Annotated in this window: 19 protein-coding genes and 1 pseudogene; 14 read left to right on the top strand and 6 right to left on the bottom strand. The window is 60.0% G+C overall.

The window, feature by feature from the left end; all coding sequences use genetic code 11:
* Positions 1-37 precede the first annotated feature (37 nt).
* The 4 genes from QYH43_RS12385 to glmS all read left to right on the top strand — a co-directional run bounded on the left by QYH43_RS12385 (position 38) and on the right by glmS (position 4,748).
* Positions 38-463: a F0F1 ATP synthase subunit epsilon gene (locus tag QYH43_RS12385; RefSeq protein ID WP_059403770.1), complete on the top strand. Its 426-nt coding sequence runs from the start codon at positions 38-40 to the stop codon at positions 461-463.
* Positions 464-575: 112 nt separating this feature from the next.
* Positions 576-1,943, top strand: coding sequence for a bifunctional UDP-N-acetylglucosamine diphosphorylase/glucosamine-1-phosphate N-acetyltransferase GlmU (gene glmU, locus QYH43_RS12380; RefSeq protein ID WP_095057927.1), 1,368 nt, complete (start codon positions 576-578; stop codon positions 1,941-1,943).
* Positions 1,944-2,137: 194 nt separating this feature from the next.
* Positions 2,138-2,914 carry a DeoR/GlpR family DNA-binding transcription regulator gene (locus QYH43_RS12375; protein WP_301157128.1) on the top strand — a complete coding sequence of 259 codons (777 nt, stop codon included), beginning with the start codon at positions 2,138-2,140 and terminating at the stop codon, positions 2,912-2,914.
* Between the two features lies 1 nt (position 2,915).
* On the top strand, positions 2,916-4,748 hold the full coding sequence (glmS, locus tag QYH43_RS12370; RefSeq protein ID WP_095057925.1) for a glutamine--fructose-6-phosphate transaminase (isomerizing): 1,833 nt from the start codon (positions 2,916-2,918) through the stop codon (positions 4,746-4,748).
* A 92-nt stretch (positions 4,749-4,840) separates the two neighbouring features.
* Here the strand turns inward: glmS and QYH43_RS12365 are convergent, their stop codons facing one another.
* Genes QYH43_RS12365 through QYH43_RS12350 form a run of 4 tightly spaced genes read right to left on the bottom strand, consistent with a single transcriptional unit; the run spans position 4,841 to position 9,624 of the window.
* A complete protein-coding gene (locus tag QYH43_RS12365; RefSeq protein ID WP_095057924.1) occupies positions 4,841-5,869 on the bottom strand; it encodes a DUF2955 domain-containing protein in 1,029 nt (342 codons plus the stop codon).
* Positions 5,859-6,977, bottom strand: a complete 1,119-nt coding sequence (locus QYH43_RS12360) for an HlyD family secretion protein (RefSeq protein ID WP_301157127.1) — start codon at positions 6,975-6,977, stop codon at positions 5,859-5,861. The genes QYH43_RS12365 and QYH43_RS12360 overlap by 11 nt, the downstream gene beginning before the upstream one ends.
* Positions 6,974-8,482: an efflux transporter outer membrane subunit gene (locus tag QYH43_RS12355; protein WP_095057922.1), complete on the bottom strand. Its 1,509-nt coding sequence runs from the start codon at positions 8,480-8,482 to the stop codon at positions 6,974-6,976. The genes QYH43_RS12360 and QYH43_RS12355 overlap by 4 nt, the downstream gene beginning before the upstream one ends.
* Positions 8,483-8,496: 14 nt before the next feature.
* Complete coding sequence (locus tag QYH43_RS12350; protein WP_095057921.1) at positions 8,497-9,624, bottom strand: AI-2E family transporter; 1,128 nt, start codon at positions 9,622-9,624, stop codon at positions 8,497-8,499.
* 590 nt (positions 9,625-10,214) lie between these two features.
* On the opposite strand from QYH43_RS12350, the gene QYH43_RS12345 reads away from it, so the two are divergent.
* The 5 genes and pseudogenes from QYH43_RS12345 to QYH43_RS12325 all read left to right on the top strand — a co-directional run bounded on the left by QYH43_RS12345 (position 10,215) and on the right by QYH43_RS12325 (position 16,282).
* A complete protein-coding gene (locus QYH43_RS12345; protein WP_095057920.1) occupies positions 10,215-11,117 on the top strand; it encodes a LysR family transcriptional regulator in 903 nt (300 codons plus the stop codon).
* Between the two features lie 118 nt (positions 11,118-11,235).
* The gene (locus tag QYH43_RS12340; protein ID WP_301157126.1) at positions 11,236-11,862 is read left to right on the top strand and encodes a glutathione S-transferase family protein; all 627 of its coding nucleotides are present in this window, start codon (positions 11,236-11,238) and stop codon (positions 11,860-11,862) included.
* A 40-nt stretch (positions 11,863-11,902) separates the two neighbouring features.
* A pseudogene (locus QYH43_RS12335) lies at positions 11,903-12,781 on the top strand (pyridoxamine 5'-phosphate oxidase family protein); the annotation flags it as partial.
* Positions 12,782-12,966: 185 nt separating this feature from the next.
* Complete coding sequence (locus tag QYH43_RS12330) at positions 12,967-14,163, top strand: DUF3142 domain-containing protein (protein ID WP_301157125.1); 1,197 nt, start codon at positions 12,967-12,969, stop codon at positions 14,161-14,163.
* Positions 14,150-16,282, top strand: a complete 2,133-nt coding sequence (locus QYH43_RS12325; protein ID WP_095057916.1) for a hypothetical protein — start codon at positions 14,150-14,152, stop codon at positions 16,280-16,282. Before QYH43_RS12330 ends, QYH43_RS12325 begins: the two co-directional genes overlap by 14 nt.
* Before the next feature lie 3 nt (positions 16,283-16,285).
* Here the strand turns inward: QYH43_RS12325 and QYH43_RS12320 are convergent, their stop codons facing one another.
* The gene (locus QYH43_RS12320) at positions 16,286-16,912 is read right to left on the bottom strand and encodes a LysE family translocator (RefSeq protein WP_095057915.1); all 627 of its coding nucleotides are present in this window, start codon (positions 16,910-16,912) and stop codon (positions 16,286-16,288) included.
* 145 nt (positions 16,913-17,057) lie between these two features.
* Between QYH43_RS12320 and QYH43_RS12315 the strand changes: the two genes are divergently transcribed.
* Complete coding sequence (locus tag QYH43_RS12315) at positions 17,058-17,531, top strand: Lrp/AsnC family transcriptional regulator (protein ID WP_095057914.1); 474 nt, start codon at positions 17,058-17,060, stop codon at positions 17,529-17,531.
* Between the two features lie 57 nt (positions 17,532-17,588).
* Here the strand turns inward: QYH43_RS12315 and lpdA are convergent, their stop codons facing one another.
* Positions 17,589-18,989, bottom strand: coding sequence for a dihydrolipoyl dehydrogenase (gene lpdA, locus QYH43_RS12310; protein WP_095057913.1), 1,401 nt, complete (start codon positions 18,987-18,989; stop codon positions 17,589-17,591).
* A gap of 201 nt (positions 18,990-19,190) precedes the next feature.
* On the opposite strand from lpdA, the gene hflK (QYH43_RS12305) reads away from it, so the two are divergent.
* From hflK (QYH43_RS12305) to QYH43_RS12290, 4 genes are read left to right on the top strand one after another with little or no spacing between them, the layout of a single operon-like run.
* On the top strand, positions 19,191-21,149 hold the full coding sequence (gene hflK / locus QYH43_RS12305) for a protease modulator HflK (RefSeq protein ID WP_301157124.1): 1,959 nt from the start codon (positions 19,191-19,193) through the stop codon (positions 21,147-21,149).
* Positions 21,146-22,186: a protease modulator HflC gene (gene hflC, locus QYH43_RS12300; protein ID WP_095057911.1), complete on the top strand. Its 1,041-nt coding sequence runs from the start codon at positions 21,146-21,148 to the stop codon at positions 22,184-22,186. Before hflK (QYH43_RS12305) ends, hflC begins: the two co-directional genes overlap by 4 nt.
* Positions 22,183-23,241, top strand: coding sequence for a protease modulator HflK (gene hflK / locus QYH43_RS12295; RefSeq protein WP_301157123.1), 1,059 nt, complete (start codon positions 22,183-22,185; stop codon positions 23,239-23,241). Before hflC ends, hflK (QYH43_RS12295) begins: the two co-directional genes overlap by 4 nt.
* Positions 23,238-25,148 (top strand): cation-translocating P-type ATPase, encoded by a 1,911-nt coding sequence (locus QYH43_RS12290; RefSeq protein WP_301157122.1) that lies wholly within the window; start codon positions 23,238-23,240, stop codon positions 25,146-25,148. The genes hflK (QYH43_RS12295) and QYH43_RS12290 overlap by 4 nt, the downstream gene beginning before the upstream one ends.
* The last annotated feature ends 1 nt before the right edge of the window (position 25,149 follow it).

The following is a 25,149-nucleotide window of genomic DNA, read 5'->3' as shown; positions in this document are numbered from 1 at the left end:
CCCGGCAACGGGCGCTAATTTAGGTTGAGGCAATCAGATGGCTATGACAGTCCATTGCGATATCGTCAGCGCGGAAGGGGAAATCTTTTCCGGTCTGGTCGAGATGGTGATTGCGCACGGTGCACTGGGTGATCTTGGTATCGCTCTGGGTCACGCGCCGCTGATCACTAATCTGAAGCCAGGGCCGATCCGCCTGGTCAAGCAGGGCGGGGAAGAGGAGGTGTTTTACATCTCCGGTGGTTTCCTCGAGGTTCAGCCGAACATGGTCAAGGTTCTTGCCGACACCGTGCAACGTGCTGCCGACCTGGATGAAGCCTCCGCTCAGGAAGCCGTCAAGGCTGCCGAGAAGGCCTTGCATGAACGTGGCGCAGAATTCGATTACGGTTCTGCTGCCGCACGTCTGGCCGAGGCCGCAGCTCAGCTGCGCACCGTCCAGCAGATCCGCAAGAAGTTTGGCCACTAAGGCTGCGCTTGTTGTGTGATTGATTAAAAAGGGTAGCCTCGGCTACCCTTTTTTCTTTTCCGATTTTTAAACCCGGTCGCAGCCGCTGACCACCCAGGATTGGTAGCCAGTCATGTCTCTTGAAATCGTTATCCTCGCTGCTGGCCAAGGCACGCGCATGCGCTCGGCTTTGCCAAAAGTATTGCACCCGATTGCCGGCAACTCGATGCTGGGTCATGTTATCCACAGCGCCCGGCAACTTGATCCACAGCGCATTCATGTGGTGATCGGTCACGGCGCCGATGCTGTGCGTGAACGTCTGGCAGCGGATGATCTGAATTTCGTTCTGCAGGACAAGCAGCTGGGTACAGGCCACGCGGTGGCTCAAGCGGTGCCATTTATTGAATCCGACACGGTGCTGGTGCTCTACGGTGACGTGCCGTTGATCGAAGTCGAAACGCTTCAGCGTCTGCTCAAGCAGGTAAGCCCACAACAGCTGGGTCTGTTGACCGTCGATCTGGATGATCCGACCGGGTACGGCCGTATCGTTCGTGATGGCGATGGCAAGGTCACCGCCATCGTCGAGCAGAAAGATGCCAACGAAGCCCAACGCAAAATCACCGAAGGCAACACCGGCATCCTGGCGTTGCCTTTCGCACGCCTCGGCGACTGGATGAGCCGCTTGTCCAACAACAATGCGCAGGGCGAGTACTACCTGACCGACGTGATCGCCATGGCGGTGAGTGACGGTCTGATCGTCGCCACCGAACAACCCCACGACGCGATGGAAGTGCAGGGCGCCAACGACCGCAAGCAGCTGTCCGAGCTGGAGCGGCATTATCAACTGCGCGCCGGTCGCCGTTTGATGGCGCAAGGTGTGACGCTGCGCGATCCGGCACGTTTCGATGTTCGCGGCGACATTACGGTAGGCCGTGATGTGCTGATCGATATCAACGTCATCCTCGAAGGCAAAGTGATCATCGAAGACGACGTGATCATCGGCCCGAACTGCGTGATCAAGGACAGCACCCTGCGCAAAGGTGTGGTCATCAAGGCCAACAGCCATATCGACGGTGCGATTCTGGGCGAAGGCAGCGATGCCGGTCCGTTCGCTCGGTTGCGTCCGGGCTCCGTGCTGGATGCCCGAGCGCATGTGGGTAACTTTGTCGAGCTGAAGAACGCGCACTTGGGAGAAGGCGCCAAGGCTGGTCATTTGTCGTATCTGGGCGATGCCGAAATCGGCGCGCGTACCAACATTGGTGCCGGCACCATCACTTGCAACTATGACGGCGCCAACAAGTGGAAAACCGTGTTGGGCGAAGATGTGTTCATCGGTTCCAACAACTCATTGGTGGCGCCTGTGGATATCTTGGACGGTGCAACCACGGCGGCCGGTTCGACGATTACCTCAACTGTGGATAAAGCGCAGTTGGCAGTCGGGCGTGCTCGGCAGAAGAACATCGACGGCTGGAAGCGGCCGGAGAAAATCAAGAAGTCGTAAGTTATACACAGCCCTCTTGCTCGCGATGGACGTGAACGATGACGCTATTTTTCTGAATAGATGCATCGCTTTCATCGCGAGCAAGTTCGCTCCTACAGGTTATCCACAGCTCTTTTTATCGCCTCGCCCTTGACGAAGTTTCACCGATAGGTTTTTATTGCTTTCGTTATCTTTCGAATCGAAACTTATCCAGCATGTCAAAGCGCAATACACCTCAACGCCGCCACAACATCCTCACCTTGCTCAACGAGCAGGGTGAAGTGAGTGTGGACGAGTTGGCCAAGCGTTTCGAAACGTCTGAAGTTACGATTCGCAAGGATCTGGCGGCACTAGAAACCAACGGCCTGTTGCTGCGTCGTTATGGCGGGGCGATCACCATGCCTCAGGAACTGGTGGCCGATGTCGGCGAGCCAGTCTCCAAATACAAACAAGCTATTGCCCGCGCTGCCGTTGCGCGAATTCGCGAACATGCGCGCATCATCATCGACAGCGGCAGTACAACCGCCTCCATGATTCCCGAGCTCGGCCAACAACCGGGTCTGGTGGTGATGACCAACTCCCTGCATGTCGCCAATGCTTTGAGCGAACTTGAGCACGAGCCGGTGCTGTTGATGACCGGCGGCACCTGGGATCCGCATTCCGAGTCCTTTCAGGGGCAGGTGGCGGAGCAGGTTCTGCGCTCTTACGACTTCGACCAGTTGTTCATTGGTGCCGATGGCATCGATCTGGTTCGCGGTACCACCACCTTCAATGAATTATTGGGGCTTAGCCGGGTCATGGCTGAAGTGGCCCGTGAAGTGGTGGTGATGGTCGAGGCCGACAAAATCGGCCGCAAAATTCCCAACCTGGAGCTGCCCTGGAGCAGCGTCCATACCCTTATTACCGATGATCGCCTGCCCCTTGAGGCACGGGATCAGATTCAGGCCCGCGGTATCACGTTGATTTGCGCGGCTGTCAGTCAGGAGAAATAGTATGTGTGGCATTGTCGGGGCAGTCGCAGAACGTAACATCACCGCCATCCTGGTCGAAGGCCTGAAGCGTCTGGAATACCGTGGGTATGACAGCGCCGGTGTGGCGGTCTATTCCAATGATGAAAAGCTCGAGCGTCGTCGCCGCCCGGGCAAGGTCAGCGAGCTGGAGCAGGCTCTGGCCGAAGAAGCGCTCGTCGGTCGTCTGGGTATTGCTCACACCCGTTGGGCCACCCATGGCGCGCCGTGCGAGCGCAATGCGCACCCACATTTCTCGGGTGATCTGGCCGTAGTGCACAACGGCATCATCGAAAACCATGAAGCCCTGCGCGAACAACTCATAGCCTTGGGTTATGTCTTCACGTCGGACACCGACACTGAGGTCATCGCGCACCTGCTGAACCACAAGCTCAAGGACCTGCGCGACCTGACCGTGGCCCTCAAGGCAACCGTCAAAGAACTGCATGGCGCGTATGGTCTGGCGGTCATCAGTGCACAACAGCCTGATCGGCTGGTGGCGGCACGTAGTGGCAGCCCGCTGGTCATCGGGCTTGGCATGGGTGAAAACTTCCTCGCGTCCGACCAGTTGGCCCTGCGCCAGGTCACTGATCGCTTCATGTACCTGGAAGAAGGCGATATCGCCGAGATTCGTCGTGACAGCGTGCAGATCTGGGACGTGACCGGCAAAGCGGTCGAGCGCCAGTCGGTGCAATACAGCGATGGCGCCGAAGCCGCCGACAAAGGCGAATACCGTCACTACATGCTCAAGGAAATCCACGAGCAACCGTCCGTGGTGCAACGCACCCTGGAAGGTCGCCTGAGCCAGAGTCAAGTCTTGGTGCAGGCGTTCGGTCCACAGGCGGCCGAGTTGTTCGCCAAAGTGCGCAATGTACAGATCGTGGCCTGCGGCACCAGCTATCACGCCGGTATGGTTGCCCGTTACTGGCTTGAAGAGCTGGCTGGCATCCCGTGCCAGGTCGAAGTGGCCAGCGAGTTCCGCTATCGCAAGGTGGTGGTGCAGGCAGACACCCTGTTTGTGACCATTTCCCAGTCCGGCGAAACCGCCGACACCCTCGCAGCGCTGCGTAACGCCAAGGAACTGGGCTACCTCGCCAGCCTGGCCATCTGCAACGTGGGTATCAGTTCGCTGGTGCGTGAATCCGACCTGACCTTACTGACCCAGGCCGGGCGCGAAATTGGCGTGGCGTCGACCAAAGCCTTTACCACTCAACTGGTTGGCTTGCTGTTGCTGACGCTGTCCCTGGGCCAGGTTCGCGGCACACTGGCCAAAGGCGTCGAAGCTACATTGGTCGAAGAGCTGCGTCGCTTGCCGACTCGCCTTGGCGAGGCATTGGCGATGGACAGCATCGTGGAAAAAGTTGCCGAGCTGTTCGCCGAGAAGAACCACACACTGTTCCTCGGTCGTGGTGCGCAGTTCCCGGTCGCAATGGAAGGGGCGCTCAAGCTCAAGGAGATTTCCTACATCCACGCTGAAGCTTATCCGGCCGGCGAGCTGAAACATGGCCCGTTGGCGCTTGTGGATAACGACATGCCGGTGGTTACCGTGGCGCCGAACAACGAGCTGCTGGAAAAGCTCAAGTCCAACCTCCAGGAAGTCCGCGCCCGTGGCGGCCAGCTTGTCGTCTTCGCTGACGAGAAGGCCGGCATGACCAATGGTGAAGGCACCCACGTCGTACAGATGCCGCACATCCACGACATCCTGTCGCCGATCCTCTACACCATTCCGCTGCAATTGCTGTCGTATTACGTTGCCGTGCTCAAAGGCACCGACGTTGACCAGCCGCGTAACCTGGCGAAGTCGGTGACTGTGGAATAAGTTATCCACAGGCCAGTTCATGCATATGAAAAACCCCCGATCAACGGGGGTTTTTTGTTTTCAGAGAACAGGCTCGTCAGTTGCGTTCGGTATTAACGTTGAGGGACCTGGCGCTTTTCCCGCCGTGTATCGAGCAAATGCACCATCGCACAGGCATACAAGGTGACCAGAATGAACAGGCCCATGCGGATGGCGAATGCGGTGTAGACATCTTTGCCCGCTGCGCTGTCTTGTACCGATTGGCCGAGCAGAATGATCAGCGTCGCCAGGCTATTGAGCCAGAAACTCGGCGGTTGCCGGGTGATGGCCAGGCCATAGAGCTTTCGGGCCACCAGCAAGCCGAACAGCAGCATCCACAGAAAGTACATCCACAAGTTGACGAACAGGCTCAGCGCGCACCAGAACAGTATCGCCATCAGGCCGCCCAACAGGGTCGAGCCGAGCAATTCCTGGCCGGCGTTGCGGGCGTTGGTCGCGCAGCTCTGCTGGCCGAGACCGACCGCTTTCATGATGATTGGCATGTAACTGGCCGGGTCAATCATGGCCAACAGGAAGGCTGGCAGCACCACCAGAGTGGCGCGCATTGCCAGCCAACCGCTTTCGGTGGGCGTGAGGGCTGGCTTGGGTTTTGGCGGGGGAGCACTGGCGGGCTCTGGAAACAGAAAGTGGCTGATCGTCAACGTCGTCACGGCCAGGAACAGTCCCTTGACCAGGGCGACGATCACCTCAAGCGCCAGGCCGAATTCAGCGGTTCCGGCTGAACTGATCAAAGTCAGCCCCACCACCAGAAAAGTCGCTACCAGCGGGTTGCCGCCGCGCAAGCCATAACCGAAGGCCATGAACAGGCAGAGTCCGACCAACAACACGCCGCTGAACGGGTAATAGCGCAACAGGGGAATCAGCAGCAGGCCGCTCCCGGTGGTCAACATCAGTATCAGGATCAGACCCAGGCTGGCCTTGAACGGCAGTGGCCGGTTCATTGCCGCCAGCATCATCATCGCCAACATCGGCGCGAGGAACGGGATAGGCAGGGCCAATCCATAACTCGCCGCCAGGCACAGCGCCGTGCCGAAGCTCAGGCGCAGGGCGCGCTGGACTCGGGGCGAGCGCTCAATAGGCATAGGACAGCCAGCTCATCATTCGCAGGAACACGCGCCCAAGAAGGTTCAGCGGGCTGTTGTCGCTAGGGAACGCCATGATTTCGGCCTGACCGCCAGAGCGGATGCCCTGGGGACCGGTCAACTCACCGGGCTCGAATTCGATGATGACTTGAAACCGCTGTGCCGGACGCAGCCAGTCGCGGCTGTTCTCTACCGTTGGCAGGCTTCCGGGCGGGGTGGTCTGGCCAACATCGACGCCATAGCCGACGCTGCGAACATGGCCTTTGAAAATTTCCCCCGGGATTGCGTCGAGGATGATCGACACCGGTGTGCCTGGCTTGACGTCGCCCAGGTTGTTTTCGGTCATGTCGGCGCTGATCCAGACATCGTGGATAGCGATCAGGGTCATCACCGGCGCCCCAGCGGCGGCGAACTGGCCGACGTCGGTGCGCAGATCGGTGATCAGGCCGGCCGAGCGGGCGTGGACCTTCGTATTGCTCAAGTCCAGTTCGGCTTTTTCCAGGTTACTGGCGGCGCTGAGCAATTGGGCGTTTTCGTCTCCGCTACCGCCCTGTGTTTCGCGCGCGCGTTGTACTTCGGCCTTGGCGGCGGCGACCTGGCTGATGGACTCTGACAGCGTGGCGCGGGAGATTTCCAGACGACGCAGAGAGATAGTGCCAGGGTCTTCGCTGTACAGGCGTTCAAGCCGCTGGATGTCCTGACGTGCCTTGAGCTCATTGGCCTGGGATGCACGCAGTGACGCTTGCTTGGAGTCGACGCCGGCCGTGTTGGCCCCGACCTGGCGACGCGTCGTCTCGAGGTCGGAGCGGGCACGATCAACCGCAATCTGGTACTGCTCCGGATTGACCTCAAACAGCAATTCGCCGGCCTTGACGTCCTGGTTATTGCGAACGTGCACCTTGGTCACCCGACCGGACACCTCCGCCGCCACCGGCACCACGAAGGCCTGCACCCGGGCCTGCTGCGTGTAGGGCGTGTATCGATCGGCCAACAGGTACCAGACCAGACTCAGGATGATCAGCAATACCACCCAATTGACCGCTTTTTTGGCCGGGTCGGCAGCGGGCTCGGTGGCGTTCACATCGGCCTGTTGTGGGCTGTCACTCATGGGGTACCTTCCTTCGGTTCATCGAGCAGATCGCCCCAATCGGTTCGTTGCTGCATCTGTTGGCGGGTCGCCGCATCAATCATCGGTCTGTCGCTGTACCAGCCTCCGCCCAACGCCTTGTACAGGGCGATCAGGTTGTTGACGGCGGTGCCGCGATTGACCAGATAGATATCCTGCTGGGCAAACAAGGCGCGCTGGGCATCCAGCACGCGCTGGAAATCTGAATAGCCTTCGCGATATTGAGCGTTGGCCAGGGTCACCGAACGGTCGGCTGCGATTGATGCTTCGCTGAGGATACGGTCGCGTTCCAGCGCCTTGATCAGGCCGGTTGCGGCATCGTCGGCCTCGCGCGCCGCCTGGCGCACGCTGTCCTGGTAAACAACGATCAACTGCTGCAGGCGCGCGTCCTGCACGCGCACATTGTTGGTGATTCGGCCATGGTCGAAGATGTCCCAGCGAAAGCTCGGACCGCCCACCAGGTCGAGGGTGTCGGAAGCGCCCTTGAGCGAACTGGCGGACCAGACGATGCTGCCCACCAGGCTGACCGAAGGGTACAGATCGGCTTCGGCCACACCGATCAACGCCGACTGTGCCGCCACTTGCAGCTCGGCCGCGCGAACATCCGGGCGTCGTACCAGCAAGTTGGCGGGCACATCCTGCAGCACGGCCGTGTCGAGCAGTGGCACCAGCCCCGTGTTGTTGTTCAGCTCGGGGAATGCACCGGGTGGTCGGCCGACCAGGGTGGACAACGCATTGCGAAAGCTTGCGACCTGGCTTTCAAATTCGGGGATGGTGCTCAGGGTGCCCAGGTACTGGGTCTTGGCCTGTTGCAGGTCGAGTTCGGCTTCGGCCCCGCTTTTGAACAGGCGTTCGGTGATCTCGTAGCTGCGTTTTTGTAATTTGGCATTGTTACGCGCGATGTACAGGCGTGCTTCGGCGGTGCGCAAGGCGTAATAGGTTTGCGCCAATTGCGCGTGCAACAGCACCAGGACGTTTTCATAGTTGGCCTGGGCGGCAAACCAGGATGCGTCGGCCGACTCGATGGCACGGCTGAAACGACCCCAGAAATCCAGTTCCCAGCCGATATCGACACCGGCGCTGTGTTGCCAGAAGTTCGTGTCCTGAGGGTTCGTACCACCCGATTGATTACGGTCCAGGTACAGGCTGTCGGCGCTGGCCTGTTGCAGTTGCGGATAGCGACCGCTCTGGGCGATACCCAGTTGTGCGCGGGATTCCATGACCCGCAGGCCGGCGACCAGCAGGTCGGCGTTGTGGGCGTCGGCCTCGGCGATCAATTGATTGAGCACCGGGTCTTCGAACACTTGCCACCATTGACGGCTGTCGGGTTGCGTGTGTTTCTGGTTGGTGAGCTCCAGGGCCGGAGTGTTCCAGTGCTCAACCCAAGGTTGGGCTGGCGACTGGAAATCCGGACCCAGCTGTACGCAACCGCCGAGAACGGCGGTGCTACACAGGAGCAACCGGTTGATGCGAGCAAGGCAAGGCATCAAACGCAAACTCCTCAGACAGGATGTTGATCGTTCATTGCCTCGAGTTGCACAGTCTCGCTTACGACCTCGGCCGGTTTGTCATCGACCCACTGCCAGAACAGTTGGTAGCCCACTGCGAGCGCAACCGGCCCGATGAACAAACCGATGAAACCGCCACTGACCATGCCGCCCAGCGCGCCAATCAGAATCACCGGCATAGGCACATCGACACCGCGTCCCAGCATGAGTGGCTTGAGGATGTTGTCGGCCATGCCGGCGATCAGGCTGTAGATACAAAATATGATAGTACCCAGGGTCGTACCGTCGACAGCGAAGACATACGCGATCACCGGAAGGGTTATCAGCACCACCGGTAACTGCATGATGCCCATCAACAGGGCAACCATGGCCAGCAGCCCGGCACCCGGGACGCCCATGAGTACGAAACCGACACCCACCGCGAGCATCTGGATGAAGGCGATACCCACCACGCCCTGAGCAACAGCGCGGATGGTGGCGGTGCACAGTTCGGTGATGCGCGGCCCACGTTCAGGACCGGAAAGACGCGAGGTGATGGCCAGGGCGCTTTTTTCACCGTTTTCGCCATAGGCCATCAGTACACCGGCAATGATCAAGGCACCGATGAACAACAGGAAGCCCACGCCCACGTCGGCCATTTTACCCAACAGGGTCAGCCCGATGGACTTGATGTAGGGCATCAACTTCATCAGTACGCTGCTCATGTCGGTGGCAGCTTGCATCCAGTAGGTGTAAAGCGGCTTGCCGATGAGCGGCAGGGACGCGATTTTTTCGTTTGGCAGCGGAACCTCTAGCGTTTCGGACTTGAGGATCGCCAGGGTGCCTTCAATCGACTCGCTGATCGAGGTACCCAGCAGGTAGATCGGCACCATCAGCAAGGCCAGGGCGACGACCACGATCAGGGTGGCGGCACGACCGTCCTTGTTGCCAACCTTGCGCTTGATCATGGTGTGCAGTGGGTAAAGGGTGATGGCCAGGATCACTGCCCACAGCATGAGGTTGAGGAAGGGGTTGAAGATCTGGAAGCAGAACAGTACCAGCACCGCAATCAACCCGGCGCGAATCAGTACATCAAGAAAACCACCGGACAGTGCTCTAGCGGATATGTCTGTGCGTAACATTGTCGAACTCCTCGCGGTGTCACCAGGCTTGGCCATCTTGCTGCTGAAGTTTCAATTCATCCTTAACAAGTAAATCTTGTAAGTAAAAAGGATGTAAATCCGTTCAGATACCCACGACCAAGAGGGATTGATTTCATCTAGGGAAACAAAAATGGCACCTACTGAAGTTCAATAGGTCTAAGGGTGGTTTTGAGTATAGGGGGCAGTCTAGTTTTCTGCCTCACGAGATAGGCGAAATCGTGATTCCCATGGATAGCGATGCCGAAACCACCCTGTGGAGCGAGCTTGGCGCTGTACCAGGTTCATTTTCTTTCAGGTGGAAGCCCATGGCAGTGGGCAACTTCGGATGATTGCGAAAGGCTGAACGCCCCGCAAGACAATCCTCCTCAATAATTATCAAAAGACCCCCAGTTCGTTTTTTTCGGATGTTTTTTGCGTTCACAAAGCAATGTTGTCGCTCTCGAACAGGTGGCATTTGGGTAGCTCATTGATTTACTTGAGGGTTGTATGCCCAACTAGGTTATTGAAGACCACGCTGAAAAAACCGGCAACTGCGACTGCCCTTTTTTATCCTTAACAAGGACACATCCATGGACCGCTTCCAGGAAATGCAGATCTTCGCGGCCGTCGCCCAGGCGCAGGGTTTTTCCGCGGCAGCGCGGCGTCTGGGTGTGTCGGCGGCGAGCGTTACCCGGGCGGTGGCAGCCCTGGAGAAACGCATCGGCACCCCGTTGCTGACGCGCACCACACGCCGTGTGTATCTGAGTGAGGCGGGTCAGCGGTATCTGGAAGACTGTAGGAGAATTCTCAGCGAAGTACAGGAAGCGGAAGATTCTGCGGCGGGCAGTCATGCGCAACCTCGTGGGCAACTGACGATTACTGCGCCGGTCCTGTTTGGCGAGTTGTTCGTCACACCGCTGATGGTGAACTTTCTGACGCAATTTCCCGATGTTTCGATCAACGCCGTGCTGGTTGACCGGGTGGTGAGTGTGGTCGAGGAAGGCATCGACGTCGCTGTGCGCATCGGTGAACTGCCCGATAGCAACCAGCATGCGATTCGGGTGGGCGAAGTGCGGCGGGTGATCTGTGCATCCCCCCATTTTCTGGACCGTCATGGTCGGCCCGAGCACCCGGAAGCACTGGCACAGGCACCGATGATTGCGACGTCGGCCATCGGGCAACTCAGAAGTTGGCCATTCCTTGATCAGGGTGAGCCCGTGAGTGTCCGGGTGGAACCGCGACTGGTCGTGACAGCGAATCAGGCGGCGATTACGGCGGCGTGTCTGGGGCTTGGGTTCACCCGGGTGTTGTCTTATCAGGTCGCAGGCAAAGTGGCGGCCGGCGAGCTGGAAATCATTCTGGCTGACTTCGAGCTGCCGCCATTACCCATTCACGTGCTTTACCAGGGTGGGCGCAAAGCCCCGTCCCGGGTGCGCAGCTTTGTCGATTTCGCGGTGAAGACACTGCGCGAACATCCGGCGTTGCAGCGTTGAATTATTCCGCTGGGTGAAATAATGGATTGCGTTGGCTGGTTATTCTGTTGATTTGGTTGCGGGCGGAAGATAGGCCCCGTCTCTCCCCTGAACAGCGCCACTCAACCGAGGTGTCGACATGCAACCCATCAAACTCTACAACTTCCCACGTTCGGGTCACGCCCACCGTGTCGAACTGATGCTCTCCTTATTGAAGTTGCCGACCGAGCTGATCTTTGTCGACCTGGCCAAAGGCGAACACAAGCAACCGAAATTCCTCGCCCTCAATGCGTTTGGTCAGGTGCCGGTGATTGATGACCAAGGCGTGGTGCTGGCCGATTCCAATGCGATTCTGGTTTACCTGGCGCAAAAATACGGCAACGGCCGCTGGCTCCCAGCCGACCCGGTCGGTGCCGCCAGGGTCCAGCGCTGGTTATCGGTGGCTGCCGGTCCGATTGCCTTCGGCCCGGCCCGCGCAAGGCTGATCACGGTATTTGGTGCGCCATACAACGCTGAAGAAGTGGTTGCTTACGCCCACACCGTGCTCAAAGTCATCGATCACGAATTGGCCCATTCAACCTATCTGGCTGGCAGCGAGCCGACCATCGCCGACGTTGCGGCCTACAGTTACATCGCCCACGCCCCCGAGGGCAATGTCTGCCTCGACGACTACACCAGTATCCAGGCCTGGCTGGCCCGCATTGAAGCGCTGCCCGGTTTTGTCGGCATGCCGCGCACGGTCGCCGGGCTGCAAAAAACAGCCTGATACGGCTAACACTGCACATGTGGCGAGGGGAGAAGTCGTAATGGACCATTCACCATGGCATGCCGGCGAAAAACAATTGCAGGTGCACGTGGGTGTTGCCGAGCGCATGGAGGCGTTCGGGCGTAAGGTGATTCGCAATGAGATGCCGGATCAGCACCGCACCTTCTATCAGCAACTGCCGTTCATGTTGTACGCAGCGGTCGATGGGGAGGGGCATCCCTGGGCCAGCGTGCTTGAAGGTGAGCCAGGTTTCGCCCAATCACCGCAGCCCGGTCTTCTGCAACTGAGCAGCCTGCCGGCGGCTGACGACCCTGCACAGCTCACCGAGGGCGCGGCGATCGGTTTGCTGGGTATCGAATTGCACACCCGGCGACGCAACCGCATCAATGGTCATGTTCGTGCGTTATCGACGCAGGGCTTTGGGGTGACGGTGGATCAGTCATTCGGCAATTGCCCCCGGTACATTCAATTGCGACAGTTTCGATCAGTGCCTTTGGCGGACCCTTCGGCCCGTGTCGCTCAACGTTTCAACGGCCTGGATGACGCCGCCAAAGCCATGATCGCCGGAGCGGACACCTTCTTTGTCGCCAGCTATATAGAGGTTGAAGGCGAACGCTCGGTGGACGTTTCTCACCGGGGTGGTCAGGGTGGATTCGTACGAGTGGAAGGGAATCGCCTGACTATTCCTGACTTTGCCGGCAACCTGCATTTCAATACTCTGGGCAATCTGCTGCTCAATCCCCGCGCCGGTTTGCTGTTTATCGATTTCAATACCGGTGACTTGCTACAACTCAGCGGACGGACCGACATCATCCTGGAGGGCCCGCAGATAGAGGCATTCGAAGGGGCCGAGCGTCTGTGGACGTTTGAGGTCGAGCAAGCGGTGCGTCGCCCCGGTGCACTGGCGCTACGTTGGCGCTCTATATCAGAAGCGAACATTGCCCCCAGGGCATTCGCTGAGTAGGGTAGTGCGTAACACGAAAAAGGGCTGTGAGTCAGTGAGTACACGAAACCTGTGGGAGTTTGCTCCCACAGCGGTTGCAGTGTTCAAACCGTTAACGGACATAACAGGCCCTTTCTGCTTTTCAGGGACAGGCGTTTTTCATGGTTTTTCTCACTCGCGCGATCGTCTTGCTTTCGACGCTGGCGCTGCTCAGCGGTTGCGAACGACAAGACGCGCCACCGCTGGATCAACAACTCTACATCTGGCAACGGCAATGGACACCGGCCCATGACGCCGCTCTCAGCGACAGCCGCGCAGACTTTTCGACCCTGCGGGTGCTGGCGTTGCAGGCCTTCCCCAAGGCGGGCTGGAGTCGCGCGCGGATTGATCCGGGAATGCTCAGGCAGGATGGTCGGCCGCTGATTGCGGTGATTCGTCTCGACGGGCAACTCCCATCGCTGGACCAGGCTGAAGTCACCGCCCAGGTGCAGCAACTGATCAGCGATTGGCAGGCACAAGGGTTGACCCTTTCTGGTGTGGAAATCGACCACGATGCAGGTAGCGCACGGCTACCGGCTTATCGCCAATTTCTTGCCCAACTGCGTGCCGCTCTGCCGGCGTCTGTGCCACTGAGCATCACCGCTTTGCCGGCCTGGCTCGACAGTGCCGAACTGCCTGCGTTGTTATCCACCGTCGACAGCAGCGTTTTGCAAGTGCATGCGGTCAGTGATCCGCGCCTTGGGTTGTTTGACGCCGATCAGGCTCGAAAATGGGCGAATGCCTGGAGTCGCGTCACGACGAAACCCTTTTATCTGGCACTACCCGCCTATGGCGTTGCGTTACTGCCGGGGGGCAGCGGCGCACCGGTTGTTGAAAGTGAAGTCCCCGTTGAACGTGACGGTCAGCGCCGTGAACTGCTCGCTGACCCGCAACAACTGAAGGCACTTGGAGCCACCTTGCGCGCTGATCCTCCCAAACACCTGGCAGGACTGATCTGGTTTCGTCTGCCATTGGCCAACGACCGCCGCGCCTGGAGCCTGACGACGTTGCGTGCGGTGGCCCGCGGTGATGTGCTCGAAAGTCAGCTGACGTTGAAACTATCGGTCGACAACGGCCTCTATGACATCGCCATCAGCAACCAGGGCAACCTCGACAGCGCGTGGCCTGAGCGCTTGACGCTGGCGGTGCAAGGTTGCGATGGCGCCGATGCGCTGGCCGGTTATGCATTGCAACAGAGCCCCGACCTGCTTACCTTCACCCGCCTGCACGACGGTCGAATACCGGCCGGCGGACAGCGCGCCATCGGTTGGGCTCGCTGTGCACACATTGATCAAGGAGGTTCGAATGTTTCCCCGTAACTGGCCGCGTCATCTGCTTTGCCTGAGTCTCAGCCTGCCGCTGGGTTCGGCGCTGGCCTGCGGCCCGGACTTTCCCATGCGCTTGCTGGACAACCGCGAGCAGTCGCTGGCGGAGTTGCCGGAAGGCAATTTCAGCTTCGAGGTGAGTCGCCTCGGGCAGGCGATCGCCGGGCTCAAGCACGCGACGGCCGCGACACTGGGCCCCGGCGATGGCTATGGTGAGACGCCGGGCTATTCCGAACAGCGGGATCTGGCCGAGCAGACGGATTTGACGGCGGAACAGCAGGTACTGGTCAAACAATTGCGTGGCTTGACCGACGCTCGCCAGGTGGAAGTGCAGGGCGCGAGCCTGCCCGCCGAGTTCAGGTTCTATCTGGCCGGGGCCGTGGCGTTCAGCGCGGGTGACCATGGCTTGGCGGCCGAGTATTTCCAGAAAGTGCTGGCGTTGCCGGCGGATCAACGTGCCTTGCGCAGTACTTGGGCAGCCTACTCACTGGGGCGGGCGATGTTCGCGATGAGTTCCGAAGCCGACGCGAGCCCTGATCGACTGGAACAATCGCGCAAAGCGTTCGAGCAGACACGACAACTGAGCATCGATGGCTTCAGTGATCCTTTGGAACTGGGCATTGCCAGTCTCGGCGAAGAAGCCCGGGTAGTGCGCACCGCCGGCGATTGGAACCGCGCCATCGAACTCTATGCCGCGCAAAACCTGCATGGGTCGGCGGTGGGCTACACCTCCCTGAAGCTGTTGATGGCCGATCTGGCGGCAATGCCAGAAGATCAACTGGCTGAACTGCTCAAGGGCAAACCGGTGCAGCAATTGGTGACGGCGTCGCTGATCAGCCGGCTGGGCTGGTCATTCGGCGATCAAGCGCCAAACGAACAGAAAATGATCAAGCTGCTGCAAAACAGCACCCGTGGCAGCCTCGATAACGCCGATCGATTGGCGGCGATGAATTATCAACAGGGCGACTACGCCAGCGCCAAAGCCTTCCTCGAACACGCCGGTGACGGCGGTCTGGCGTGGTGGCTACGGGCAAAACTGGCGCTGCGCGAGGGCGATAAATCTACTGCCGCCGGGGCTTACGCCAAGGCTGCCCAAGCCTTCCCGCAGAATGAGTCCTGGGGCGAACGACGCACGCCAGACTTCGATTACGAAACGGTGCAGCCTAAATGCCGGGTCGAGGGCGAGAGCGCGATTCTGGCGCTGCAACGCGGCGATTACCTGCAAGCCTTCGATCAGCTCTATCGCAGTCAAAGCATCTATTGGTTCGACGCGGCGACGGTGGCCGAGCGCGTACTGACCCTCGAAGAACTCAAACACTACGTCGACACCCAAGTCCCGGCGCCACCGCCGCTCACTCAGCAGGAGCGCGATAACTATGTGCCCCTGCCGGTTGCAGCCAACCTGCGCAATTTGCTTGGGCGGCGTTTGTTGCGCGAGGGGCATTACGAGGAGGCACCGGCCTACTTCGATAACGCCGGTTTGCAGAACAAGGCCAGGTTGTATGGCCAGCAGCGGCTAGCGGCTGATTCGGCATGGTGGCCGACTCGGCGGGCCGCTGCGTTGTTCAATGCAGCGTGGACTGCACGGGAGTGGGGCATGGACATTCTGGGCTACGAATTGGCCCCGGATTACGCCACTTTCGGCGGCAACTATGTTTTGGCAAACGCTGAGCTGAAGGTCGGTCCGCTAGTGGCCGAGGCCGAAGTAAAACGCCAGCAGGCCAGCGCCGCGCAACCGGATGAGCGTTACCACTACCGTTTTGTAGCCACGGCGCTGGCCAACCGCGCGGCGGACAATCTGCCGCACACCAGTCAGGCATTCGCGGCGGTGCTGTGTGAGGCTTCGGGCTGGAACAGCAGCCTGTCCGAGCAAAGTGCGATTTATCAGCGTTATGTCAAAGAAGGGCCTTACGTGGAATGGGCGGCTGATTTTGGTCATCAATGCCCGTATCCCGACTTCGAAAACGCTGACAAACGCTATGTGACGCAAGTGACTGACGGGGCGCGTTCAGCCCTTCGTCCGTACAAGTTGCCCTTGCAGATTGGCGGTGTCCTGGTGGTCGCGGCAGCGGCGCTGTTGCTGATCATTCGTCGCCGCCGCAAGGCGCAGTAAGGCTTACGCCTGTTGAACAAAGGTCAGTCGCACGGCGAAACCGATCAACAGGCTGCCGAACAACCATTGCTGCAAGCGTTGGGCTGAAGGACTGCGTTGCAGCCAGCGGCCCAGTGCAGCACCGATGAGTGCGTAAGCACTGTCGAACAGCAAGCCGACGCCGACCAGCACCACTCCCAGGGTCGCGAATTGTTCAAGCACCGGCCCGGCCTGTGGATAAATAAACTGCGGCAGCAACACTGAGCAAAACAGCAAAGCCTTGGGGTTGAGCAGATTGGTCAGCAAACCGCGACGAATCGCTGTGCTCCAGCGTGTTTTTTCGCTCATGAGCTGATCGGTCAGGCTCGGCAACATCGTGGTTCTCAAACACTGAATGCCGAGCCACAGCAGGTACGCGGCACCCGCCAGACGCACCCCATCGAAGGTCCACGGCGCCGCTTTGAATAATGCCGCCAGCCCCAAAGCCGCCAATGCCACGTGACAACCCCGGGCGATGGCCAGGCCGACAGCCGTGGCCAGTGCTGCGCCCTTGCCCTGGCGGGCTCCGGTTTGCAACAGCAGGATCATGTCAGGTCCCGGCAACAGGTAGACCACTGCCAGCGCCATGAAAAACAGCCCAAGTCCTGCCATGTCGTACCCCATTCGTTGTCGATTCGGTAGGGCCAGTCTAGGGCGCAGAGGCGGGGCAGGTGCTTGCGTAGTTCGCTTCTATTAGGTTTGTGATTGGCATAATCTGCTGGATAACTCAGCTGTAACCATCAGGATCTGCCAAATCATGAAACTGGACGCCTACGACCGCAAAATTCTCGCCGCACTGCAACGGGACGGGCGCCTGAGCAATGTACAATTGGCGGACGAGATCGGGCTGTCCGCGTCACCTTGCTTGCGTCGGGTGCGAATGCTCGAGGAGGCCGGGGTGATTCGCGGTTACCAGGCCAATCTCGATCGCGACGAAGTGGGCCTTGGGCTGACGGTGTTTGTCGGGGTCAAGGTTGAACGCCATAACGACGAACAGGCCGAAGCATTTCGCTTGGCGGTGACGGCGTTGCCGGAAGTGATCTCGGCGTTTCTGGTGTCGGGGGAGTCGGATTTTCTACTGCAAGTGGTGGTGCCAGACCTGCGTGCATACGACCGTTTTCTCACCGGAAGTTTGCTGAAGTTGCCGGGTGTGAGCGACATCCGCAGCAACTTTGCGATTCACACGGTGAAATCGCCGGGGGCGTTGCCGTTGGAGCATTTGCCAACCTGAAAGCAAAAAAATCGCAGCCATCATAGGCGCTGCCGAAGGCTGCGATCTTTTGATCTTCTACATCTGCGTCGCCATCCCTTCGACATTCATCGCCGCCTGGCGCAACGCCTCCGAGCGAGTCGGGTGAGGATGACAAGTCAGGGCAATGTCCTCGGCCGAGGCGCTGAACTCCATGGCAACGCAATACTCGCCAATCATTTCGCTGACGCTCGGGCCCACCAGGTGCACGCCGAGAATTTCGTCGGTGCGCTCGTCGGCCAGCACTTTGGCGAAGCCTTCGGTCTCGTGGTTGATCTTCGCCCGGCTGTTGGCGGTGAAGGGAAACTTGCCAACCTTGTAGGCGCGACCTTCCGCCTTGAGCTGCTCTTCGGTCTTGCCGACGCTGGCCAGTTCGGGTTTGGTGTAGATCACGTTGGGAATCAGGTCGTAGTTGACCTCGCCAGCATTGCCGACGATCTGCTCGACGCAGGCCATGGCTTCGTCTTCAGCCTTGTGCGCGAGCATCGGCCCGGACGTCACGTCGCCAATCACCCACACGCCCGCCGCCTCGGTGCGGTGGCCCTTGTTGGCGAGCATGCCGCGTTTGTCCGTGGCGAGGCCGACGTTTTCCAGGCCCAGGCCCTGTGTATAAGGACGGCGACCGATGGCCACCAGCACGTAATCTGCCTCCAGCAGCTCGGCAGTACCGCCAGCAGCGGGCTCGACGCTGAGCTGGACACCGGAGGTGGATGCCTTGGCGCTGGTCACTTTCGAACTCAACTTGAATTTGATGCCTTGCTTGCTCAGTGACCGTTGCAGTGTTTTGCCCGCTTCGCCGTCAACACCGGGGCAGATTCGGTCGAGGAATTCGACCACCGTCACCTCTGCGCCAAGGCGTCGCCACACTGAGCCCAGCTCCAGGCCGATCACCCCGGCGCCGATCACCACCAGATGTTTTGGCACTTCGCTCAGAGACAGCGCGCCGGTTGAATCGAGGATGCGCTGGTTGTCGATGTTTACGCCGGGCAGGGGAGTGGGCTCGGAGCCGGTGGCGATGATGATGTCCTTGGCGCTCAGATCGGTCTTGCCCCCCGCACTGTCTGTCACCGTGACTTTGCCCGGTCCGTCGATGTGGCCCCAGCCCTTGATCCAGTCGACCTTGTTTTTGCGAAACAGAAACTCGATACCCTTGGTCAGCCCGGTCACGCTTTCATCTTTCTGCTTCATCATTTGGGCGAGGTTAAGGGTGGGTTTGACCTCGATGCCCAGGTTGGCGAATTCCGTACCCATGGCCGCGTCGTAGAGTTCGGAGGCATGCAGCAAGGCTTTGGATGGCATGCATCCGACGTTCAGACACGTGCCACCGAGGGTGGCGCGTCCTTCCACGCAGGCCGCTTTCAAACCCAGTTGCCCGGCACGGATTGCCGCGTTGTACCCGCCGGGACCACCGCCGAGAATCACGACGTCATAGGTGCTCATGGATGTTCTCCTGAATGAAAAGACGGAATGGGTAAAAGTAGTTCGCAGGTAAAATTACGAGCGTAATATGTGTGTTCTGTACCTTTTCGGTCAAGGCTTCGGATTGAGCAATTCTGGATAGCGCGATTAAATACGAAAATTTCACCGCTTTCGTTATATCGTAACGAATTGCCATGTGAGCAAAACCAACGCTGGGGTGATATGCAAGTCGATCTCGATGTGGATGAGGCGCCGGTTACAGGGTTGCCGCGCTTTCAACAGGCCCTTTTTCAGGGACGACGCTTGCGCCAGTTTGCGATTGGCGCAGGCGTGCTTGCAGCGACAGGTGTGTTGCTGGCGTTAGTTGTCGGGCTGTTTGCGCCGCAATCGCTTTGGCCTGCTTTGCTGGTCAATCAGAGCGCGGCTTTTCTGGTGTTGATTGCGGGCCTGCAATCGGCCTGGTGGGTGGCGCAGTGGCGTGAGCGGGCGATGAATCCGGTGGTGCCGGTGGTTGTCATCGATGAACCTGAGGCACCGTCGGATTGGTATGAGCGCTTGCTCGATCGAATCAGTCGCCGCTGGCAGCACGGGGTCACGCAAATCGGCGCCCCCACGTTGTGGCTAGGCGGGTGGGCGCTGCTGGCGCTGTCCGGCGTCGAACAGGTTTGGAACCTCACATTGCCGCCCGCGGCATTGGGCATGTCGGCGACCGTTGGCGCGGCGATTTCGTTACTGCTGGCTTTCGGGCTGCTGGTGCTGGAGCGTCACCTCGTGCAGGAAAATACCGCGCAATGGCCAGAAGCCAATTCGCTGGCGCAACTGACCCGCGTCGCGATTATCAGCCTGGTGCTCGGCGCCGTCTGTTTGTTGTTCGCCAACGAGTCCTCGGTCTGGCCCGTTCGCCTGGCGGTATTGATCGGCCTTTTGCCGGGGTTGGTGGCCGCTGAGTTGCTGTTGCGCGCGGTCCTGTCATTGTTCAGCCCGCGCCGTGAGCGTCTCGAACCCGAGCTGCTGGCCCGCAGTTTTGTCGCCGACATGCTGCGCTGGCCGCCACAACCCTTGCTGGCGTTGCAGCATGAATTGCACAACCGTTTCGGCATCGATTTGCGCCAGATTTGGGCGTTCACTTACATGCGTCGGGCATTCGTGCCGGTGCTGGCGGTGGTGGCGATCATCGGTTGGGCCCTGACCGGCATTCACGAAATTCCGCTGCAAGCTCGCGGCATTTACGAGCGATTCGGTAAGCCGGTTGAAGTATTCGGTCCTGGCTTGCACGCGGGATTACCGTGGCCATTGGGACGGGTATTGAGCGTTGAGAACGGTGTGGTTCACGAGTTGGCGACCAGCGTCGGCGAAACCTCTGCACCCCTTCAGGCCGAGCCCGCCGAAGGCCCGGCACCTGCCATCGCCAATCGCTTGTGGGATGCCAGCCATGTGAACGACAAGTCTCAGGTGATTGCCAGCAGCCGTGGCGACAAACAGAGCTTTCAGGTCGTCAACATGGACGTGCGTTTCATCTACCGCATTGGCCTGAGTGATCAAGCCGCGTTGGCGGCAACGTACAACAGCGCTGACGTGCCGATGCTGATTCGCAGCACCGCGAGCCGGATTCTGGTTCACGATTTTGCTTCGCGCACCCTCGACGGATTGCTCGGCGAAGACAGGGTAGGGCTGGCCGAAGAGATCGGTCGAGCCGTGCAGGCCGATCTGCAAACACTCGACAGTGGCGTAGAGATTCTGGCCACGGTGGTCGAAGCCATTCATCCACCCGCCGGCGCCGCCAATGCGTATCACGGCGTGCAAGCGGCGCAGATTGGCGCGCAGGCGTTGATTGCCCGCGAACGCGGAGCAGCGGCCGAAGCTACCCATCAGGCGCAATTGCAGGCCAGCATCGCTCGCGACCAGGCGACGGCCGGGGCGCGTGAAATCAACGCCAGCGCTCAGGCGGCAGACTTGAAGTTCAACGCCGAACAGAAGGCCTATGCGAGCGCCGGCCAGGCCTTTGTGCTCGAACAATATTTGAGCCAATTGTCCCAAGGCCTGGCCAACGCCAGGTTGCTGATTCTTGACCATCGACTGGGTGGCAGCAGCAATGCGCCGACCATCGACCTCCGTACGTTTACGCCGCCGGTTGACCCTGCGCCGTCGCGCAAAACCGCTCAGCCAGGAGCTGCCAATTGAGCCAGTCCCACACTCACGATCACGATGACCACGCCGGCCACAACCACGGCCATGGCGGGCACCACCACGGTCATCATCACCATCATCACGGTGATCCCCAGGAAGCGGGGCCGTTCCCATGGCGACGCATGGGCTGGGCGGCTTTGCTGGTGGCATTCGCGGTGGCCGCCGCGAGCCTGGTGCAAGTGCGTTCGGGTGAGGCCACGGTGATCACGCGTTTCGGCAATCCGTCGCGGGTCCTGCTGGAACCGGGACTTGGCTGGCGTTGGCCGGCACCGTTCGAAGCCGCGATCCCGGTGGACTTGCGGCTGCGCACCACCTCCAGCGGTTTGCAGGATGTCGGCACGCGGGACGGTTTGCGCATCATCGTTCAGGCCTACGTGGCCTGGCAGGTGCAGGGTGATCCTGAAAACGTGCAGCGATTCATGCGCGCGGTGCAGAACCAGCCGGATGAAGCAGCGCGGCAGATTCGTACTTTTGTGGGGTCGGCGCTGGAAACGACCGCGAGCAGTTTTGATCTGGCGAACCTGGTGAACACCGACGCCAATCAAGTGCACATCGCCGATTTCGAGGCGCAATTGCGTCAGCAGATCGATCAGCAGTTGCTCACCACTTATGGGGTACGTGTGCTGCAAGTCGGTATCGAGCGCCTGACCTTGCCGTCGGTGACACTCACCGCGACGGTCGACCGAATGCGTGCCGAGCGTGAAACCATCGCGACGGAGCGGACGGCGATTGGCAAACGTGAAGCGGCGCAAATCCGTTCCGCCGCCGAGCGCGATGCGCGAATTGTGCAGGCCGATGCCACGGTCAAAGCGGCAGATATCGAAGCTCAGTCTCGGGTTGAAGCTGCGCAAATTTACGGTCGTGCGTACGCGGGTTCGCCACAGCTTTACAACTTGCTGCGCTCACTCGACACCTTGGGCACAGTGGTGACGCCGGGCACCAAGTTGATTTTGCGTACCGACGCCGCACCGTTCCGAGTGTTGGTTGACGGTCCTCCGAACCTTGAACACAAGTCCGGATCGCAGCCATGAGTTTGGTTCCACGTGGAACAAATGAGTTGAGCAGTCCGTGGATTCAGGCCGGGCGCTTGGCATTTCTCGCCCTGTACGCGGTGACCGTTCTGGCGGCGTTGGCGTGGGCAGTCTCCAATGTGCGACAGATCGATCCGCAGAATCGAGCGGTCGTTTTGCACTTCGGCGCGCTGGATCGAATCCAGAATGCGGGGTTGTTGTTGGCTTGGCCACGACCGTTCGAACAGGTGATTTTGTTGCCGGCGGCGGATCGCGTAGTCGAGCGTCGGGTGGAAAACCTGCTGCGCAGTGGGGCCGCTGTACAGGCGGATCGCGTCGCCAGTTTCGCCACGCCCATCAGCGATGCGTTGGCGGGCTCCGGTTACCTGCTGACGGGTGATGCGGGCGTGGTTCAACTTGAAGTGCGGGTGTTCTACAAAGTCACTGAGCCCTATGCCTTTGTGCTTCAGGGTGAACATGTGTTGCCGGCGCTGGATCGTCTTGTCACCCGAAGCGCCGTAGCGCTCACCGCTGCACGCGATCTGGACACCATTCTGGTCGCCCGTCCGGAGCTGATCGGTGCCGACAGCCAAGCGGCAGAGCGGCGTGAACGCTTGCGGGGTGATCTGGTGCAAGGGATCAATCGGCGCTTGGCGGAGCTCACCGCGACGGGGCAGGGGTTAGGCATCGAAGTGGCACGGGTCGATGTGCAATCGAGCCTTCCGGGCCCTGCGGTCAATGCGTTCAACTCGGTTCTGACGGCCAGCCAGCAAGCGGACAAAGCCGTGGCCAATGCGCGAACCGAAGCCGAGAAACTCACTCAGTCCGCCAACGAACAAGCCGACCGCACGCTGCAAGTTGCCCATGCGCAGGCCAGCGAACGGTTGGCAAAAGCGTCTGCTGACACAGCCACGGTGTTGAGTCTGGCCAAGGCGCAACAACAGGGCACCGACCCGCAAATGCTCCTGCGCATTTACCGTGAACGAATGCCGGACATTCTCCGCCAGGCCGGTTCGGTGACGACGGTCGATCCTAAAGACGATTCCCGCCTGATCATTCAGGGAGCTGCACAATGACCGCTCAAACCGCTGCCGCCCCGAGCATGTTGTCTTCGGCAGAACAACGCAGTGCTGCGCGCCAGTTGACCCTGGCAATGCTCGCCTTGGGCTTTTTGGCGCTGGGTTTGATCTGGCGCTGGTTGTCGCCGGAGCAGGCCGGCGTCAGTCAGTTGTTGCTCGGGTTCGCTTCGTTGTTGGTCGCCGTGCCGGTCATGCGCTCAGCCTGGTACAGCTTGCGGTATCCGAGCCTGCACGGCATCACCGATCAATTGATCGCCCTGGCGATGCTTGGGGCATGGGCCACCGGCGATCTGCTGACTGCGGCATTGTTGCCGATCATCATGATCTTCGGCCATGTGCTGGAAGAGCGCAGTGTGATCGGTTCCCAGGAAGCAATTCACGCCCTCGGCAAACTGACCCGTAGCCACGCACGCAAAGTGCAAGCGGACGGCACCATCCTCGAAGTCGACAACGGCACACTTCTGCCGGGGGATCTGGTCGAAGTCCGTGCCGGTGATCGGGTGCCGGCCGATGGCCGGGTGTTGTCTGGCCAGGCGAGTCTGGACACTGCGTCCATCACCGGCGAGTCGGTGCCGATGGAGGCGGGTGTCGGCATGTCGGTGTTCGGCGGTGCTATCAACCTGGATGGTTTGCTGCGCATCGAAGTGACCCGCACCGGCAACGAGTCGACCCTCGGGAAAGTCATCGCCTTGATGCAAAACGCCGAGCGTTCCAAGCCACCGATTACGCGGTTGCTCGAACGTTACGCCGGCAGTTACATGGTGTTGGTTTTGTTGCTGGCGGCAGTGACCTGGTTCGTCACCAACAATGCCCAGGCGATGCTCGCGGTGTTGGTGGCGGCGTGTCCTTGTGCGTTGGTGTTGTCGGCACCTGCCACGGCGATTGCCGGGGTGGCAGTGGCGGCGCGGCACGGGATTCTGATTCGCAGCTCAGCGTTTCTGGAAGAGTTGGCAGACCTTACGTCGTTGGTCGTCGACAAGACCGGGACCCTGACCTTTGGCACGTTGCGACTGCAATCCATCGACAGCCCGCTGCAGGATCACGGTCATCTGTTGAAGCTCGCCGCGAGCCTCGGCTCGGCCAGCAGCCACCCGGTGAGTCGCGCCCTGGCAGGGTTGGTTTCCCAGGAACATTTCCTGCTGCTTTCGGACATTCATGAGCGCCAAGGCCTGGGCGTTGTGGCGATGACCGAGCAAGGCGAAGCCGCACTCGGCCGTCCGGAATTGTTCAGTCAGCTAGGCATCACCACGTCTACCGTTCCCGACCACGATGGCCCGATTGCCGGGCTGGCGCTCAACGGTGAGTTTCTCGCCTGGCTGTTGCTGGCCGACACCGTCAAGCCCGAAGCCCAGTTTGCGCTGAGTGAACTGCGTGACCTTGGGTTGGGTCGGCAGCTGTTGCTGACGGGTGACCGTCAAAGCGTTGCGCAAACGCTCGCCCGTGATGTCGGAATCAGTGACGTCGAAGCGCAGGCCTTGCCTGAAGACAAACTCAACCGCGTGCTCAAGGAAATCGACAGCGGTTTTCGGCCGATGGTGGTCGGTGATGGCATCAACGATTCCCTCGCGCTCAAGGCCGGCGTGGTCGGTGTGGCCATGGGCGCTGGTGGCGCGGATATCGCCTTGGCCTCGGCAGACATCGTGTTGATCGGCAGCGACTTGCGTCGGCTCGGCACCTGCGTGCGTCTGAGTCGTCAGTGCCGTCGGACGTTGCAGGTCAACGTGATCATCGGTCTGGGCTGGACCCTGGCGATTGTGGCCTTTGCTGCCTTCGGCTGGCTCGGCGCCGCCGGGGCGATGGTGGCGGCATTGCTGCATAACCTCAGCACGTTACTGGTGCTGGGTAATGCCGGGCGTTTGCTAAGGTTTCAGGAGCCGTTGCTCAAACTCAAGGACGAAGCCTGAA

The sequence above is a fragment of the Pseudomonas sp. C32 genome (assembly GCF_030417915.1).
GTDB lineage: Bacteria > Pseudomonadota > Gammaproteobacteria > Pseudomonadales > Pseudomonadaceae > Aquipseudomonas.
This window is presented reverse-complemented; position numbering and strand designations above follow the sequence as displayed.

What these genes read in the sequence shown, in the direction of transcription:
- QYH43_RS12385 (WP_059403770.1), top strand. Translation starts at nt 38, where the DNA reads ATGGCTATGACAGTCCATTGCGATATCGTCAGCGCGGAAGGGGAAATC.
- glmU (WP_095057927.1), top strand. Translation starts at nt 576, where the DNA reads ATGTCTCTTGAAATCGTTATCCTCGCTGCTGGCCAAGGCACGCGCATG.
- QYH43_RS12375 (WP_301157128.1), top strand. Translation starts at nt 2,138, where the DNA reads ATGTCAAAGCGCAATACACCTCAACGCCGCCACAACATCCTCACCTTG.
- glmS (WP_095057925.1), top strand. Translation starts at nt 2,916, where the DNA reads ATGTGTGGCATTGTCGGGGCAGTCGCAGAACGTAACATCACCGCCATC.
- QYH43_RS12365 (WP_095057924.1), bottom strand. Translation starts at nt 5,869, where the DNA reads ATGCCTATTGAGCGCTCGCCCCGAGTCCAGCGCGCCCTGCGCCTGAGC.
- QYH43_RS12360 (WP_301157127.1), bottom strand. Translation starts at nt 6,977, where the DNA reads ATGAGTGACAGCCCACAACAGGCCGATGTGAACGCCACCGAGCCCGCT.
- QYH43_RS12355 (WP_095057922.1), bottom strand. Translation starts at nt 8,482, where the DNA reads ATGCCTTGCCTTGCTCGCATCAACCGGTTGCTCCTGTGTAGCACCGCC.
- QYH43_RS12350 (WP_095057921.1), bottom strand. Translation starts at nt 9,624, where the DNA reads ATGTTACGCACAGACATATCCGCTAGAGCACTGTCCGGTGGTTTTCTT.
- QYH43_RS12345 (WP_095057920.1), top strand. Translation starts at nt 10,215, where the DNA reads ATGGACCGCTTCCAGGAAATGCAGATCTTCGCGGCCGTCGCCCAGGCG.
- QYH43_RS12340 (WP_301157126.1), top strand. Translation starts at nt 11,236, where the DNA reads ATGCAACCCATCAAACTCTACAACTTCCCACGTTCGGGTCACGCCCAC.
- QYH43_RS12330 (WP_301157125.1), top strand. Translation starts at nt 12,967, where the DNA reads ATGGTTTTTCTCACTCGCGCGATCGTCTTGCTTTCGACGCTGGCGCTG.
- QYH43_RS12325 (WP_095057916.1), top strand. Translation starts at nt 14,150, where the DNA reads ATGTTTCCCCGTAACTGGCCGCGTCATCTGCTTTGCCTGAGTCTCAGC.
- QYH43_RS12320 (WP_095057915.1), bottom strand. Translation starts at nt 16,912, where the DNA reads ATGGCAGGACTTGGGCTGTTTTTCATGGCGCTGGCAGTGGTCTACCTG.
- QYH43_RS12315 (WP_095057914.1), top strand. Translation starts at nt 17,058, where the DNA reads ATGAAACTGGACGCCTACGACCGCAAAATTCTCGCCGCACTGCAACGG.
- lpdA (WP_095057913.1), bottom strand. Translation starts at nt 18,989, where the DNA reads ATGAGCACCTATGACGTCGTGATTCTCGGCGGTGGTCCCGGCGGGTAC.
- hflK (WP_301157124.1), top strand. Translation starts at nt 19,191, where the DNA reads ATGCAAGTCGATCTCGATGTGGATGAGGCGCCGGTTACAGGGTTGCCG.
- hflK (WP_301157123.1), top strand. Translation starts at nt 22,183, where the DNA reads ATGAGTTTGGTTCCACGTGGAACAAATGAGTTGAGCAGTCCGTGGATT.
- QYH43_RS12290 (WP_301157122.1), top strand. Translation starts at nt 23,238, where the DNA reads ATGACCGCTCAAACCGCTGCCGCCCCGAGCATGTTGTCTTCGGCAGAA.